Annotated in this window: 16 protein-coding genes and 1 tRNA gene; 12 read left to right on the top strand and 5 right to left on the bottom strand. The window is 63.8% G+C overall.

The annotated features are described in order from the left end of the window. The first annotated feature begins 22 nt into the window (after positions 1 to 22). Both AU381_RS01605 and AU381_RS01600 read left to right on the top strand, forming a co-directional pair. Positions 23 to 1,417, top strand: coding sequence for a lipopolysaccharide biosynthesis protein (locus AU381_RS01605; protein WP_064240075.1), 1,395 nt, complete (start codon positions 23 to 25; stop codon positions 1,415 to 1,417). After that, positions 1,414 to 2,688 (top strand): GNAT family N-acetyltransferase, encoded by a 1,275-nt coding sequence (locus tag AU381_RS01600; protein WP_064240074.1) that lies wholly within the window; start codon positions 1,414 to 1,416, stop codon positions 2,686 to 2,688. The genes AU381_RS01605 and AU381_RS01600 overlap by 4 nt, the downstream gene beginning before the upstream one ends. Before the next feature lie 259 nt (positions 2,689 to 2,947). On the opposite strand, the gene AU381_RS01595 is transcribed toward AU381_RS01600, so the two are convergent. Further along, on the bottom strand, positions 2,948 to 4,597 hold the full coding sequence (locus tag AU381_RS01595) for an AMP-binding protein (RefSeq protein WP_064240073.1): 1,650 nt from the start codon (positions 4,595 to 4,597) through the stop codon (positions 2,948 to 2,950). A gap of 328 nt (positions 4,598 to 4,925) precedes the next feature. On the opposite strand from AU381_RS01595, the gene AU381_RS01590 reads away from it, so the two are divergent. After that, positions 4,926 to 5,138: a hypothetical protein gene (locus AU381_RS01590; RefSeq protein WP_064240100.1), complete on the top strand. Its 213-nt coding sequence runs from the start codon at positions 4,926 to 4,928 to the stop codon at positions 5,136 to 5,138. A 253-nt stretch (positions 5,139 to 5,391) separates the two neighbouring features. On the opposite strand, the gene AU381_RS01585 is transcribed toward AU381_RS01590, so the two are convergent. After that, positions 5,392 to 5,477 (bottom strand) — tRNA-Leu (locus tag AU381_RS01585). A 204-nt stretch (positions 5,478 to 5,681) separates the two neighbouring features. On the opposite strand from AU381_RS01585, the gene AU381_RS01580 reads away from it, so the two are divergent. Further along, on the top strand, positions 5,682 to 6,191 hold the full coding sequence (locus AU381_RS01580; RefSeq protein WP_064240072.1) for a disulfide bond formation protein B: 510 nt from the start codon (positions 5,682 to 5,684) through the stop codon (positions 6,189 to 6,191). A 73-nt stretch (positions 6,192 to 6,264) separates the two neighbouring features. On the opposite strand, the gene AU381_RS01575 is transcribed toward AU381_RS01580, so the two are convergent. Together AU381_RS01575 and AU381_RS01570 are read right to left on the bottom strand one after the other, a co-directional pair. Beyond that, complete coding sequence (locus tag AU381_RS01575) at positions 6,265 to 6,822, bottom strand: HNH endonuclease (protein ID WP_037388531.1); 558 nt, start codon at positions 6,820 to 6,822, stop codon at positions 6,265 to 6,267. A gap of 106 nt (positions 6,823 to 6,928) precedes the next feature. Beyond that, entirely contained in the window at positions 6,929 to 7,576 is a 648-nt protein-coding gene (locus AU381_RS01570) for a DNA-3-methyladenine glycosylase family protein (RefSeq protein ID WP_064240071.1), read from the bottom strand. 55 nt (positions 7,577 to 7,631) lie between these two features. On the opposite strand from AU381_RS01570, the gene gluQRS reads away from it, so the two are divergent. Further along, positions 7,632 to 8,564 (top strand): tRNA glutamyl-Q(34) synthetase GluQRS, encoded by a 933-nt coding sequence (gene gluQRS, locus AU381_RS01565; protein WP_064240070.1) that lies wholly within the window; start codon positions 7,632 to 7,634, stop codon positions 8,562 to 8,564. Here gluQRS and AU381_RS01560 read toward each other — a convergent pair. Then, a complete protein-coding gene (locus tag AU381_RS01560) occupies positions 8,531 to 9,418 on the bottom strand; it encodes a YihY/virulence factor BrkB family protein (protein WP_064240069.1) in 888 nt (295 codons plus the stop codon). The genes gluQRS and AU381_RS01560 overlap by 34 nt on opposite strands. Before the next feature lie 151 nt (positions 9,419 to 9,569). On the opposite strand from AU381_RS01560, the gene AU381_RS01555 reads away from it, so the two are divergent. The 7 genes from AU381_RS01555 to AU381_RS01525 all read left to right on the top strand — a co-directional run bounded on the left by AU381_RS01555 (position 9,570) and on the right by AU381_RS01525 (position 15,221). Beyond that, positions 9,570 to 10,403: an SDR family oxidoreductase gene (locus AU381_RS01555; RefSeq protein WP_064240068.1), complete on the top strand. Its 834-nt coding sequence runs from the start codon at positions 9,570 to 9,572 to the stop codon at positions 10,401 to 10,403. Between the two features lie 183 nt (positions 10,404 to 10,586). Further along, a complete protein-coding gene (locus AU381_RS01550; protein ID WP_064240067.1) occupies positions 10,587 to 10,790 on the top strand; it encodes a twin transmembrane helix small protein in 204 nt (67 codons plus the stop codon). A gap of 18 nt (positions 10,791 to 10,808) precedes the next feature. After that, a complete protein-coding gene (locus AU381_RS01545) occupies positions 10,809 to 11,387 on the top strand; it encodes a cob(I)yrinic acid a,c-diamide adenosyltransferase (RefSeq protein ID WP_064240066.1) in 579 nt (192 codons plus the stop codon). Between the two features lie 30 nt (positions 11,388 to 11,417). Beyond that, complete coding sequence (locus AU381_RS01540) at positions 11,418 to 12,209, top strand: rhomboid family intramembrane serine protease (RefSeq protein ID WP_064240065.1); 792 nt, start codon at positions 11,418 to 11,420, stop codon at positions 12,207 to 12,209. Positions 12,210 to 12,498: 289 nt separating this feature from the next. Further along, positions 12,499 to 13,248, top strand: coding sequence for an electron transfer flavoprotein subunit beta/FixA family protein (locus AU381_RS01535; RefSeq protein WP_064240064.1), 750 nt, complete (start codon positions 12,499 to 12,501; stop codon positions 13,246 to 13,248). Between the two features lie 26 nt (positions 13,249 to 13,274). Beyond that, positions 13,275 to 14,204 carry an electron transfer flavoprotein subunit alpha/FixB family protein gene (locus AU381_RS01530; RefSeq protein WP_064240063.1) on the top strand — a complete coding sequence of 310 codons (930 nt, stop codon included), beginning with the start codon at positions 13,275 to 13,277 and terminating at the stop codon, positions 14,202 to 14,204. A gap of 144 nt (positions 14,205 to 14,348) precedes the next feature. Then, positions 14,349 to 15,221 (top strand): 3-hydroxybutyryl-CoA dehydrogenase, encoded by an 873-nt coding sequence (locus tag AU381_RS01525; protein WP_064240099.1) that lies wholly within the window; start codon positions 14,349 to 14,351, stop codon positions 15,219 to 15,221. Positions 15,222 to 15,295 lie beyond the last annotated feature (74 nt).

The raw sequence follows: 15,295 nt of genomic DNA, 5'->3' as shown, positions 1-15,295 counted from the left end.
GGTATGTCAAACGGCCGGACGAATGCTGCCGTCGGCGCTGAGGCACCGCCTGTCCGCTCCGCTGCAGCGCCTTCTGCCCGTCCTCGCCGGCTCCGATTCCCGCAGCCGCGCGCAGCGAATGGCCCTGATCGCCTTTGCGATCCGCATCCTCAGCGCGGCAATAGCCTTCCTTTCGCAGATCTTTCTCGCGCGTCTCATGGGCGAATTCGAATACGGCATCTTCATCTTCGTCTGGGTGATGGCGGTGCTGTTCGGCAACCTCTCCTGCCTCGGAATTCACGCGGCTGTCATCCGCTTCCTGCCGGAATACAGCACCACCGCCGCTCTGGCTGAAATCCGCGGCCTGACGACGACGGCGCGCATCTTCGCGCTCCTTTCCGCAAGCGCCTTTGCCGCCACCGGAACAGTTGGTCTATGGGTCTTCGGCCGGGCGATCGAAAGCTACTACCTCGTCCCGCTCTATCTCGGCCTGATGACCCTGCCGATGATTGCCCTCGGCGACGTGATGGACGGCACGGCACGTGCACATAGCTGGCCGATCACGGCAATGAGCCCGACCTACATCGTTCGGCCCCTGCTGATCCTCGCCTTCATGGTCCTGGCGACGGTTGCCGGCCTGCCGCGCGACGCGACGACGGCGATGACCGCATCGCTTGCGGCGACCTGCGTGACCACGCTCGGCCAGTTCTCCGCGATGGTCTGGCGGCTCGACCGGCACTACGTTCGAGGCCCGATGAAGATCGAACTCGGACGCTGGCTGCGGGTCTCCATTCCGATCTTCCTTGTCGACGGTTTCGGCTTCCTGCTGACCAATTCCGACGTCGTGATCGTCGGCCTGTATGTGAAGCCCGACGACGTGGCGATCTATTTCGCCGCGGCGAAGACCATGGCACTTGTCCATTTCGTCATGTTCGCGGTCAGGGCGGCCGCCGGGCCGCGCTTTTCGGCGGCCATGGCTGCACGCGACCGGCATCAATTGGCGGAGATTGCCATCGAAAGCGCCCGCTGGTCGTTCTGGCCGTCGCTCGCGATCGGCTGCATCGTTGTGCTGGCGGGCCCGCTGCTGCTGACGCTGTTCGGCCCCGCCTTCCCCACCGGCGCTCCCTTGATGGCAATCCTGCTTACCGGGATCCTCGCCAAGGCCTTTGTCGGCCCGGCCGAGACGCTGCTGACGATGGCCGGGCGCCAGAAGCTTTGCGTCATCCTCTATGCCGCCGCGCTCGCCACCAATATCGCGCTGAACGTCACGCTCATCCCGCTCTTCGGCCTGACCGGAGCGGCCTCAGCGACCGCGGGCGCGATGTTTGCGGAAGCTGCAATCCTGCATGTCGCGGTGAGACACACCTTTGGCTTCTCGCTCCTGGCGCTTGCTGGCGCAAGGAGCGGCCAAGACAAGAACGAGGCGATCAAGCCATGAGCGGCAACATCCAGTTCCCGGGCGATGCGAACGGCAGAGCGAACCGCCTGCTCGGCGGCTTGGCCCAACCGGGCTTAGACCCGACGCAAGCCGAACGCACCTTGATGGTGGGGCGGCCCGGGCGGCATCTCGCCATCTATCCGGCCCGATCCGGCTACGAGCTGCAGCAGGAGCTCGATTTTCTGTCCAACCGGGCGATCGAGCCGAACGTCTTCTTCACCGGCCGCTTCCTGGCGCCTGCCATGCCGCGGCTGGAGGACCGGGTCATTCGCCTCGCCGTCATCCGCGACAACAACGAACGCAGCAGCCGGCTGCGTTTCCTCATGCCCTTCTCGATCGAGAAGCCGGGCTTCTCGATCGGCGCGCCGATCATTCGCGGCTGGTCCAATCCCTTCGGCCCCTTGGGCGTGCCGCTTCTCGATGCGGAGGACGCCGCCGAGACGATCAGCAACCTCTACGCGGCGCTTGCCGCCCCCTCCTCAGGTCTGCCGCAGGTGCTGGTCCTCCCGGACGTGCGCCTCAAGGGCAGGTTCGCCCAGCTCGCCCGCGCCGTCGCGATCGGCGAGAACCTGCCTCTGACCGTCACCGACACGTTCGAGCGGCCGATGCTCGAAAGCCTGCTCGACGGCCCGACCTATCTGCGCCAGGCCATCAGCCGGTCGCACTTGAAGGAGCTCAGGCGGCAGTGGAACAATCTCGAGAAACGCGGTGGGCTCGCCTACAGCGTCGCGCGTCGGCCGGAGGAGATCCGCTGGCGCCTGGAGGAGTTCCTGGCACTCGAGGCGTCCGGCTGGAAGGGGCGCGAGCGCAGCGCCATGATCATGGACCGCTTCCGCGCCGCCTTCGCGCGCGAAGCGATCACCAATCTGGCCGAGGCCGACAACGTCCGCATCCACACGCTCGATCTCGACGGCAAGGCGATTGCCGCGATGGTCGTCCTCATGATGGCCGGCGAGGCCTATACGTGGAAGACCGCCTATAACGAGGACTACGCGAAATATTCGCCGGGCAAGCTGCTCTTGGCCGAGCTCACCGAATGGCATCTCGACGACGCCAATATCGCCCGCTCCGATTCCTGCGCCGTGCCCGATCATCCGATGATCGCCCGCTTCTGGCAGGAGCGCGAGGAGATGGGCACGCTAGTGATCGGTCTGCAGCAGAACCGCGATCGCGACGTGCGCCAGGTCGCGGCCCAGCTCCACCTCTACCGCAACACCCGCAACATGGCGCGGCTGCTGCGCGAGAAGATCCGGGCGCTGGCGGGGCGCTGAGCCGGGCGGCCTCCCGAAACTGAAGCGGACGGCGCCGGTCTACCCCCTCTGGCCTGCCGGCCAGCTCCCCCACAAGGGTCCCACAAGGGGGGAGACAGGGCCGCGGCAAGCCGCTCACTTTACAGAGAGGCTTGCGTAGGTGGAACGCTCCAAACGCCAAACGAGCACGGAGCGCGCGCCAGATATTCTCCCCCCTGTGGGACCGTGTGGGGGAGATGGCCGCAGGCCAGAGGGGGTGGAGCTGGCCGAATTCTCTCTCCTATCGGTCCGCCGTCTTCTCCGCCACCTCGGCAGTCGCCCTCTCCCTCAGCAACCGCCGGATCACCTTGCCCGAGGTGGTCAGCGGCAGGCTGTCGACGAACTCGATCTCGCGCGGATATTCGTGCATCGAGAGCCTGTTCTTCACCCAGTCGCGGATCGCGGCCGCGGTCTCGTCGCTCGCAGTGGCACCGGGCTTCAGCACCACATAGGCCTTGACGATCTCGGTGCGGGTCGGATCCGGCTTGCCGATCGCGGCGGCCATCTGGACGTCCGGGTGTCCCGCCAGGCAGTCCTCGATTTCGCCCGGACCGATGCGATAGCCCGACGAGGTGATGACATCGTCGTCGCGGCCGAAGAAGGTGAAGTAGCCCTCCGCATCCATGGCGCCCTGGTCGCCGGTGGTCATCCAGTCGCCGATGAACTTCGCCTCGGTCGCCTCGTCGTTTCGCCAGTAGCCGAGGAACATCACCGGATCGGGGCGCTTGACGGCGACCTGCCCGGTCGTGCCCGGCGGCAGCACGCGGCCATGGCCGTCGATGATAGCCACCTCGTGGCCAGGTGCGGCCTTGCCCATCGAGCCGGGTTTCAACACGCCGAGGTCGGCGGCCGACGAGATGACGATGTTGCATTCCGTCTGGCCGTAGAATTCGCTGACCGCGATGCCGAGCGCCTCCTTCGCCCACTCGAAGGTCTCACGCCCGAGCGCCTCTCCTGCCGAGCCTATCGTCCTCAGATTGAGCCTGTAGCGGGCCCGCGGTCGATCGACGGATTTCAGGAGCCTCAGCGCCGTCGGCGGAATGAAGGCGTTGCGCACGTCCATCTCTTCCATGATGCGGAAGGCCATGTGCGGATCGAATTTCTGCGCCGGGGAGGATACCACCGGCACGCCGAAGAACAGCGACGGCAGCAGCGCGTTCAGCAAGCCGCCCGCCCAGGCCCAATCGGCCGGCGTCCACATCCGGTCGCCCGGCTGCGGCAGGAAATGATGGTGGAACTGGAAGCCCGGCAGATGGCCGAGCAGCACCCGGTGGCCGTGCAAGGCGCCCTTCGGCGGCCCGGTCGTCCCCGACGTATAGATCATCAGCGCCGGATCGTCCGGACCCGTGTCAGCGGCGGAAAAGCGGCCCTCGCCCGCGGCCAGGCGATCGAACCGGACCGTGCCGGGCAGTTCGTCCTCCTCCGCCAGCACGACCAGCCGAAGCTCCGGCAGTTCTTTCCGGATCGCCGCGAGCCGCTCATAGCCGAAGCGGTTTGTGACGACGGCCGTCGCTCCCGCATCCTGCAGGCGATAGCTGAGCGCCTCGACGCCGAAGAGCAGCGCCAGCGGCAGGGCGACCGCGCCGAGCTTGTAGATCGCCGCATGGGCGATCGCCGCCTCGAACCCCTGCGGCAGGAGGATGGCGACGCGATCGCCCGGCTTGACTCCATGCGAAGCAAGCCCGCCGGCAAAGGCGGAGGATCGGGCCGCGAAGGCACCATAGGTCAAGGAACGATGCGCAGCATCGGGGCTGAAATGCTCAAGGCAGACACGCTTCGCATCCCGCGCCGCCCACGCGTCGCTGACGGCGACGCCGATATTGAACTTCCCCGGAATCCGCCAGCGAAATTCGCGATAAAGTTCCTCGTAGGTCTCGATCTTCGGTAACATGAGCCGTGCTGTGACAGAATTTGCTGCACCAGCTAACATCTCCGGCCCCTGAAATTCAATGGGGTCAGGTTGCCGCGTTCGCAATCGACACGATGAGGACCAAGAGTTACGTCCCGCCATTGACCACGGGCGTATTGGTAGAGGCTTGCAGGAAGGTCGGCTTCCCCGGCCTTTCCGTGCTTACCAGACCTTAGTCCTATAAGACATGGGCCAGAGGTCTTAGCCCAATCTATCCATTATCCTATTGAACCGGCTCATAATTCTTGACTGCAACCGGCACTGTGCGACGCTTCGAGCTCCTGCTTGTAGATGCGTTAGGAAGTGGATGATGACCTTCGATGATCACGTTGAGTTGGCGCTTGTAATGGCCTGCGAAGAACTGGAGATGACGCGAGACGAGGCCATCCGCTTCTTCATTCGCGAGTGGCTGGAGGGGTACGGCTTTCTGCCGGTACCTGACTCGGACGACCGCAGCGAGACGCAGGGGAGTGCCCAATTGGGATATTCCCTCCGCCGCCCTCGCGGGGCCAAAGGACAGTGACGAGGCCCGTAAAGTCCGCGTCGGCCGGTCTTCCCCGGGCCCCGACGTGGCTGGGCCCCAGAGCAACGTCCATCCCTCCGGACCGCTCTGGGGCTCCAGGTTAGATCGCCGGACAGCGGCCTTCCTTGCCGGGAAACCGCAATCAGGTTTTTCGATTTTGGCGGTAACGAGAAGGCCACGCGCGGAGCGCGCCCTCGAACGGGCACCCACGACGGCTGCAGAAAATCGGACAAAACAATGCGAATTTCTGTGTTGGTGCCCCATGCCGGGGTCGAACCAGCACTCCTTTTGGGAACTCGATTTTGAGTCGAGCGCGTCTACCAATTCCGCCAATGGGGCCAAGGCTGAGCGATATCAGCGGTTTGGGATTTACACGATCGTTTTCGCGCCGGTCAACCGCCAATTTGCGATTTCGGCTTCGCGATCACAAAAGCGTGCGGAGAGGAGAGGCGCCGGCGATTTACAGCGGGATCGATCCTACATAAGAAGACGGCATCGATTGAACGGGCCGGCGTCGTCCAGGCCGCCCGCTACGAGGTATTGATGATCGAGGCTTCCATCGCTCAGCGCCGGCAACTTATTTTCGCCCTGCTCGTCACGCTCGGCATGGCGGCGACCGTCGGCGGCGCGCTCGGTTTCGAGCATATCGGCGGCTACATCCCTTGTGCCCTCTGCCTGCTGCAGCGCGATCCTTATTATTACGGAATTCCTCTCGGCATTCTCGCGATCGCCACAGGCGTCCTGAAGCTGCCGGCCTGGACGACCCGCACGCTGCTTCTCGTCGTCGGTATCCTGATGCTCACCGGTGCCGGGATCGGCGTCTATCACGCCGGCGCCGAGTGGCATTTCTGGGAAGGCCCGTCGACCTGCGCCACGACCGCCCAGGGCATCTCCCCCAGTGTCGGCGATCTGCTCGGTGATCTCGATGCCAAGCACGCCCCGTCCTGCACGGACGCGGCCCTGCGCATCCTTGGCCTGTCCTTTGCCGGCTGGAATGTTATCGCCAGCCTCATCCTCGCGGCGCTCGCGCTGCGCGGCGCTGCCAAGGCGTAAGTTCGGGCACGCGCTCCGCCGACCTTCAACGGTTCCGGCACGGATCCGCTCTCCTGAACAGGATGCTGCCGCCTTACGGCTGCAGTTCGACATCCCAGTAGAGATAGTCCATCCAGCTTTCGTGCAGATGGTTCGGGGGGAAGAGCCGTCCGTTGTTGTGCAGATCCTGCACGGTCGGCTGGTACGGCCTCTGATGCGGGAACATGTGGGCCTGCTTCGGCAGCTTGCTGCCCTTGCGCAGGTTGCAGGGCGAGCAGGCCGCCACGACGTTTTCCCAGGTCGTCTGGCCGCCATGGGCGCGCGGGATGACGTGGTCGAAGGTCAGATCGTCGGGCGATCCGCAATACTGGCATTCGAACTTGTCGCGCAGGAAGACGTTGAACCGGGTGAATGCCGGAAAGCGCGAAGGCTGGACATAGCTCTTCAGGCACACCACGCTCGGCAGCCGCATCGAGAAGCTCGGCGAGGAGACGGAATGTTCGTATTCGGCAAGGATTATCACACGGTCGAGAAAGACCGCCTTGATCGCGTCCTGCCAGGACCAGAGCGACAAGGGGTAGTAACTCAGCGGCCGGTAGTCGGCGTTCAGCACAAGCGCCGGCAGGGCCTGAGGTGAGACTGCAATCGTCAAGCGTATTCTCCTGAGCGATTCGGCATCTGCATCTTCTATATTAGGCCTGTTGCGACAGGATTGTGAAGCCGGAAAGAAAAACCAAACAAAGGATTCGCTTTTCTCTTCAAGGCGTCACGGGAAGCGCATCACGCCGCATCTCACGCGCATAATAGGCCCAGAAGAGCCGGGCTGCGACGCTCCGCCAGGGGGACCAGGAGGTAGCGAGCGAATCGACTTCGCTCGCGCTCGGACGCAGCTCGAAACCGAGCGCATGGCCCACCGCGTTCTGCAGCGCCACGTCGCCGGCCGGAAAGACGTCCGGATGGCCGGCGCAGAAGAGCAGATAGACCTCCGCCGTCCAGCGCCCCACACCCTTGATCGCCGTCAGCTCATGGATCGCCGCCGCCGCCTCGATGTCGCAGATGCCGTCGAGATCGATCTCGCCCGCCATGGCCGCTGCCGCCACCCGCCGCAACGTGTCGGCCTTGGCGCGGGAGAGCCCGAACTGCCGGCAGGCATCGTCATCGAGCGAAAGCACGGCGTCGGCGCTGATCTCACCGAGCGACGCCTCCATGCGCTTCCAGATCGCCGCCGCACTCGCCTTGGAGACCATTTGTGAAACGATGATATTGGCAAGGCCGCGATAGCCGGGATCGGTCCGCCTGAGCGGCACCGGCCCGGCCTTGTCCAGGACGTGCTCCAGGCGAGCGTCGAGCATCACGAGACCCGCGAGGCCGGCCTCGATATCTTCGCTTGTGCGAATAATCCGCATGCACCCTCCAAAATAGCGGATGACCTTTATACCGCTTCCATGGCAAAGGAGCACGATGCCCGTTCCACCGCCAGTACAACCGGTCTTCCGCTTCGCCCCGAGCCCGAACGGCTTGCTGCATCTCGGCCACGCCTTGTCGGCCATCATCAACCACGACATGGCGAGCGCGACGGGAGGCCGCTTCCTGCTGAGGATCGAAGATATCGACCGGACGCGCTGCCGTCCGGAATTCGAGGCGGCGATCGTCGAGGACCTCGCCTGGCTGGGTTTGAGCTGGGAGGAGCCGGTTCGGCGCCAGTCCGATCATCTCGATCTTTATGCGGCAGCGCTCGAGCGCCTGCGAGACATGGGGCTCGTCTATCCTTCCATCATGAGCCGCGGCGAGATCAAGGCGGCGGTGGCTGCTGCAGAAGCGAGCGGGCAGGTATGGCCCCGCGACCCGGACGGAACGCCGCTCTATCCCGGCCTCGAGCGTGAACTGCCGACGAGCGAGCAGGAGGCCCTCGTCGCCGGCGGTCGTCTCCATGCTTGGCGGCTCGACCTGGCGAAGGCCGTCGACCACCTTGCCGAACCGCTTACCTGGCGCGAGGCCGGGGCGGGTCCGGCCGGCGAAACCGGCCTGATCGCGGCGGATCCGGCCGCCTGGGGCGACGTCGTCCTGTCGCGCTCGGATGCGCCTTCGAGCTATCATCTTTCGGTAGTGGTCGATGACGCTCTGCAGGGCATCACCCATATCGTGCGCGGCCGCGACCTCTACCACGCGACCTCCATCCACCGCCTGCTGCAGCGGCTTCTCGACCTGCCGGAGCCGATCTACCATCATCACCGTCTGATACTCGGTGCGGACGGCAGGAAACTGTCGAAGAGCAATGGCGACACCGGCATTGCCGCTTTCCGCGCGGCCGGTCATTCGCCGGCGGAACTGCGCGCGATGGTCCTTGGCGTGGCGCCTCCCTATGGGGAAGGCGGTCCCTCGCCCCGCGCCTGAAAGCTGCGTGCCACCATCCGCTTCACCTTGAACTTCAGTATGGCGGCATTGATCTCGGCGCCGATGATGAAGATCGCTCCCACCATGTAGAGGAAGACCAGCACGACGACGATCGAGGCGAGGCCGGCATAGGTTGCTACGTAGTTTGAGAAAGTCGCAAGATAGGATGCGAAGGCATAGGCGCCGACCGACCACAGAAGCAGCGTCAACAGGATGCCGGGCAGCACGTCGACGACCTTGCGGTGTCCGTCCGGCAACCACAGATGCGACACCAACAGCCCGCCGGTGAGCATTACGAGCGCCAGCGCCAGGCCCCAATTGTCGACGGTTGCCAGGACAGCGTCGAGCCAAGGCAGCCATTGGTCGGCATTGCGGACGGCGAGCGGAACGGCGACCAGCAGAATGCTGATAACGGCGAGGATAAGAACGCCGGCAAGCACGAAGCCGAGGCTGGCGAGCCGGGTTATGTACCAGGGACGGCTTTCCGCCACTCGATAGGCCCTGTTGAGCGCGATTCTCAGCGCTTCGACGCCGTTCGATGCGAAATAGGCGGCCGCGACGACGGAAAGGGTCAGGACTCCGCCGCGCTGGATGGTCAGCACCTCGACGATCTCGTCGGCGACGGGCTTCGCTATCGATTCGGGCCAGGCGTCGAAGATCAGGTGGACGGCCGTCACGGCGAACTGGTCGGCCCCGAGGAAGCTGCCGAGTGCGGTGCCGAAGATCAGGAAGGGGAAAACCGCCATCAGGGACGACAGGGCCACATGGCTCGCCATCGCCCAGCCATCGTCCTCACTGAAATGCCAGAGCGCATCAAACACGACCTTCCAGATGATGCGAAGCGATGCCGGCATTCCGTCTCCTGTGGTGCCCGCGCACTCCACGTGATCGGCGGCGCGCAATGCCAATGGCGCGCCGGCGAACCAAAGGCAGGGCGCGCAATTCAATTGTTTCCCAACCGTGAATATGGGAAACGGGACACGTATTTCTACAGGAATCGACGGCATGACTGAACGGCCAACCATCATTGTCACCGGCTGCTCGTCCGGCATCGGCGCCTATTGCGCGCGCGCGCTCAAGAGGGACGGCTGGCGGGTCTTCGCGACCGTCCGCCGGCCCAAAGATCAGGCGGAACTGGAACGGGAAGGCATCGAAACTTTCATCATGGACTATACTCGGCCGGAGACGATCGCCGCGCTGGTTGAAGCGGTGATGGCGCTGAGCGGCGGGCGGATCGACGCCCTCTTCAACAATGGCGCCTATGGCCAGGCGGGGGCTGTCGAGGATTTGCCGACCGAAGCGCTGCGGCTGCAATTCGAAACCAACGTGATCGGCTGGCATGATCTGACGCGCCGCGTCATACCGGCGATGCGGGCTCGGGGTCGAGGCCGCATCGTGCAATGCTCGTCGATTCTCGGTCTCGTCCCCTATCGCTGGCGCGGCGCCTACAACGCCTCGAAATTCGCCCTCGAGGCCCTGTCGCTGACCTTGCGGATGGAGCTTGCCGGCAGCGGCATCGGCGTCAGCCTCATCGAGCCGGGGCCGATCAGGTCGAAGTTCACCGCCAACGCCGTCGCCTATGTCGAGCGCTTCATCGATCTCAAGAATTCCGTCCATCGGGCAGAGTACGAGAAACAGTTGAAACGTCTGCGCGGGGAAAGCAAGCCGGCCCGTGGCAAGCTCGGACCGGAGGCCGTTTATCACGTTTTGAAACACGCTTTGACGTCACGCCGGCCAAGGCCGCATTATGTCGTGACCAGGCCCGCCAAACAGGGTGTGCTGCTCAAGAAACTCCTGCCGGCGGCGCTGTTCTATCGTATCATCGGCCGACTCGGCTGATCTACGGCGCCGCGCGCCTTGTCAGGTGCGCAAAGGTCGCTGTAGCACTTTGAATTGCTGCATGTCTTCGTCCTTAAATCGAGGTCGATTTAAGGAGACATGCAGTAGCCGAGTGCATGTCGCCCGAAAGTGTGCAGCGGTTTCGGGATAACGACATGCATATCAAACGCAAGGAGTGACGACATGCCCAGTTTCCTTACCGCTGTGACGCTGTTCGTCATGGGCCTGGTTGCGATCGTGCTCATCCGCGGCCTGTTGAACATGGCCCGAAAGGGCAGCGGCAATACGTCCAACAAGCTGATGCAGACGCGCATAGTGCTGCAGGCGGTCGCGCTCGTCCTGATCATGCTGACGCTGTGGGTCACAGGCGGCGGCCGGCCGAGCTAGGGACCAAGCGAAGCCACGATGGTCAAACTCAACAAGATCTACACCAGGACCGGCGACAACGGCACGACCGGTCTCGTCACCGGGCCGCGCCGCTCGAAGAGCGACCTACGCGTCGATGCCTATGGAAGCGTCGACGAAGCAAACGCCTTCGTCGGCCTTGCGCGCCAGCATACCGGCGATATGCCGGATCTCGATCAGATGCTGATGCGCATCCAGAACGATCTTTTCGACCTCGGCGCGGACCTTGCGACGCCCGAGACCGGCGAAAAACAGGACTACGAACCGCTTAGGATCGTTGCCGCCCAGGTGGCGCGGCTCGAGGCCGAGATCGACCGGCTAAACGCTGATCTCGAGCCCCTGCGCTCCTTTGTGCTGCCCGCCGGCAGCGCCGCTTCCGCATCGCTGCACGCCGCCCGCACCGTCGCCCGCCGGGCCGAACGGCAGATGGTGGCGCTTGCCGAAACCGAAGGCGAGATCGTCAGCCGCGAGGCGGTCGCCTATATCAACCGGCTTTCCGATTTCCTGTTCGTCGCCGCCCGCTGGGCGAACGACATGGGGCGCGCCGACGTCCTTTGGGTTCCGGGCAAGAACAGATAAGCTCGCGCAAAATCACGCTTCGGGGATCGCATGTTCATACCGCTGCACGACAGGAACGCCCTGAAGCATATCGACATGCAATATGTGACGGTCATGCTGATCGTCATCAATTTCACCGTCTGGCTCGTCACCGGGCCGATCGCGACCGAGGAATTCGCCAATGCAGCCGTCCTCGGTTTCGGCTACATCCCGGCGATCGTCTTCGACTACGCCATTCTCGACCCGTCCCTTGCGGTGGTCCCCGACGAATTCACCTTCGTCACCTATTCTTTCCTGCATGGCGACTTCTCGCATCTGGCGATGAACATGCTGTTCCTCTGGGTCTTCGGCGACAATGTCGAGGATGCGCTCGGGCATTTCCGTTTTCTGCTGTTTTATCTGCTGTGCGCCGCCGCCGGGGCACTGGCGCATGGTCTCATCGATCCCGCCTCGGAAGCGCCGCTGATCGGCGCCTCCGGTGCCGTCTCCGGCGTCGTCGCCGCCTATTTCCTGCTGCACCCGAAGGTTCGTGTGTGGGTGCTCGTGCTTTTCCGCATTCCCTTGCCGCTGCCTGCCGCCATTCCGCTCGCCTTCTGGATCGGCCAGCAGTTCTACATGTTCGCTGCCGACCCGGGCGGCAGCGTCTCCTGGAGTGCCCATGTCGGGGGTATCGTCGCCGGCCTGGTCCTCGTCGTCATTTTGCGACGCCATGGCGTGCCGCTTTTCGACCGGACGATCGTCAGTCCACGCGCCGTCGAACACCAGTCCGGACCACCGGAGGGCACGGATACGCCGCTGCCGGGCAAGCAAAAGCCGCCTACCCCCTGGGGCCGTCCGACCTGAGGGACCAAACGCAACGTTCCGATCTGCGGTTTTATGCGCTGCAATTTCAACGGATTACGCGCTCCGCCTGCGCAGGAACAGGTTTCTCCCAAGTGCTCTCCCTGCCCGCTTGCCAGAAGCGTACCTTACGTGTACGTAAACGTTAATTGAGGTCGCGGCCCTAATATCGATTTCGATTGGCGTTGCGATTGTATTTGGAGAAAAAACGCGTATCGATGTCGCCAACCGACAATCAGGCCGCTCTGTTAAGGCGCATTTTCCTGCGAAAGTTTCTGGAGGGAATGAATCCATGAAAATTCTAGTAACGGTGAAACGGGTCGTCGACTTCAACGTCAAGATCCGGGTGAAGGCGGACGGCACGGGCGTCGAGCTTGCCAACGTCAAGATGTCGATGAATCCGTTCGACGAAATCTCCGTCGAAGAAGCGCTCAGGCTGAAAGAGGCCGGCAAGGCCGAGGAAGTGGTCGTCGTTTCGATCGGTCCTGCCAAGGCGGAAGAGACGCTGAGGACGGCGCTCGCCATGGGCGCCGACCGGGCGATCCTGGTCGAAACGGAAGACCAGGTCGAGCCGCTCGCAGTCGCCAAGATCGTCAAGGGTGTCGCCGAGGCCGAACAGCCGGGGTTGATCATCGTCGGCAAGCAGGCGATCGACGACGACTCGAACCAGACCGGCCAGATGCTCTCGGCACTGCTCGGCTGGGCCCAGGGCACCTTCGCCTCGAAGGTCGAGCTCGGTGACGGCAAGGTGAATGTCACCCGCGAGGTCGACGGCGGCCTGCAGACGGTCGAACTGAAGCTGCCGGCGGTGGTCACCACCGATCTGCGCCTGAACGAGCCGCGTTACGCCTCGCTGCCGAACATCATGAAGGCGAAGAAGAAGCCGCTTGACAAGAAGACGCCGGCCGATTTCGGCGTCGACACCGCGCCGCGGCTGAAAGTGCTGAAGACCGAAGAGCCGTCGGGCCGCAAGGCCGGCATCAAGGTCAAGTCGGTCGCCGAGCTCGTCGAGAAGCTCAAGTCCGAAGCCGGCGTGCTCTAAGGTTCAAGGAAAGGGAGACAATCATCATGGCCATTCTGCTTCTGGCTGACCACGACACCACCCACCTTTCCGACCAGACGGCAAAGGCGCTGACGGCGGCAACGAAGATTGGCGGCGACGTCCATGTGCTGGTCGCCGGCGCGAACGTCAAGGCGATCGCCGAACAGGCGGCCAAGCTTTCCGGCGTCGCCAAGGTGCTCGTCGCCGAGGACGCTTCGCTCGCCAACAACCTCGCCGAGCCGCTCGCTGCAACGATCGTCTCGCTTGCCGGCAACTACGATACCATTGTTGCCGCCGCCACCTCGGTCGGCAAGAACGTCATGCCGCGGGTCGCAGCCCTGCTCGACGTCGCCCAGGTATCGGAAATCATCGAGGTGGTCTCTTCGGACACCTTCAAGCGGCCGATCTATGCCGGCAATGCCATCCAGACGGTGCAGACCAACGAGCCGAAGCGGGTGATCACCGTCCGCACCGCCTCGTTTGCGGCTGCCGGCGAAGGCGGCTCCGCCTCGGTCGAGACCGTTTCGGCCGCCGCCAATCCGGGCCTGTCGAGCCACGTTTCCGATGCGCTGTCGTCCTCCGACCGCCCGGAGCTCACCTCGGCGAAGATCATCATCTCCGGTGGCCGGGCGCTTGGCTCCTCGGAGAAGTTCCAGGAGGTCATCCTGCCGGTCGCCGACAAGCTCGGCGCCGCCGTCGGCGCCTCGCGCGCCGCGGTCGATGCCGGCTATGCGCCGAACGACTGGCAGGTCGGCCAGACGGGCAAGGTGGTCGCCCCCGACCTCTACATCGCCTGCGGCATCTCCGGTGCGATTCAGCACCTCGCCGGCATGAAGGATTCCAAGGTGATCGTCGCCATCAACAAGGACGAGGAGGCGCCGATCTTCCAGGTCGCCGACTACGGCCTCGTCGCCGATCTCTTCGACGTCCTGCCGGAGCTCGAAAAGGCGCTCTAGGCGTACAGCAACCTGCCGCGAAAAAGGCTGGAAAATCTGCCGGCTTGGCATTAACAATCGTACCGGGCCGTCCCATCGGCCCGGTTTTTTTACATCTTCGGCAGCGCCGCTGCCGAGATTTCTTGAAAGTGGATGTTCGCTTCGATGATCAAGACGATCGGAATTATTGGCGCGGGGCAAATGGGCTGCGGCATTGCCCATGTTTCGGCGGCAGCCGGTTACAAGGTGCAGCTCTACGATATTGCTGCGGACCGCATCGAGGCAGGGCTGGCGACCATCAATGGGAACCTTGCCCGGCAGGTTTCTTCCGGCAAGATGAGCGACGACGACCGCAAGAAGGCCCTGTCGCTGATGAAGGGTTCGACCGACATCAACGACCTTTCGCAGGCGGACCTCGTCATCGAGGCGGTCACCGAAGACGAGACCGTCAAGCGCAAGATCTACGGCCAGGTTTGTCCGATCATGAAGCCGGATGCGATCCTCGCGACCAACACCTCGTCGCTGTCGATCACCCGGCTCGCCTCCGCAACCGATCGCCCCGAGCGCTTCATGGGCATTCACTTCATGAATCCGGTTCCGGTCATGAAGCTGGTGGAGCTTGTCCGCGGCATCGCGACCGAAGAAGAGACCTTCCGGGCGGCCAAGGAATTCGTCGCCCATCTCGACAAGACCGTCACGGTCGCCGAGGATTTCCCCGCCTTCATCGTCAACCGCATCCTGCTGCCGATGATCAACGAGGCGATCTATACGCTTTACGAGGGCGTCGGCACGGTCGATGCCATCGACACGGCGATGAAGCTCGGCGCCAACCATCCGATGGGCCCGCTGCAGCTCGCCGACTTCATCGGCCTCGATACCTGCCTGTCGATCATGCAGGTGCTGCATGACGGTCTGGCCGATTCAAAATACCGTCCGTGCCCGCTGCTGGTGAAATATGTCGAAGCCGGCTGGCTCGGTCGCAAGTCCGGCCGCGGCTTCTACGACTACCGCGGCGACGTTCCGGTCCCGACGCGCTGACCATTGGTCCACACCCCCTCTGGCCTGCCGGCCATCTCCCCCACAAGAGGGGAGAATAGGGCCCGTCACCCACA

The sequence above is a fragment of the Sinorhizobium glycinis genome (assembly GCF_001651865.1).
Lineage (GTDB): Bacteria > Pseudomonadota > Alphaproteobacteria > Rhizobiales > Rhizobiaceae > Sinorhizobium > Sinorhizobium glycinis.
The sequence above is the reverse complement of the archived record's forward strand: the minus strand, read 5'-3'. Positions and strand labels throughout refer to the sequence as shown.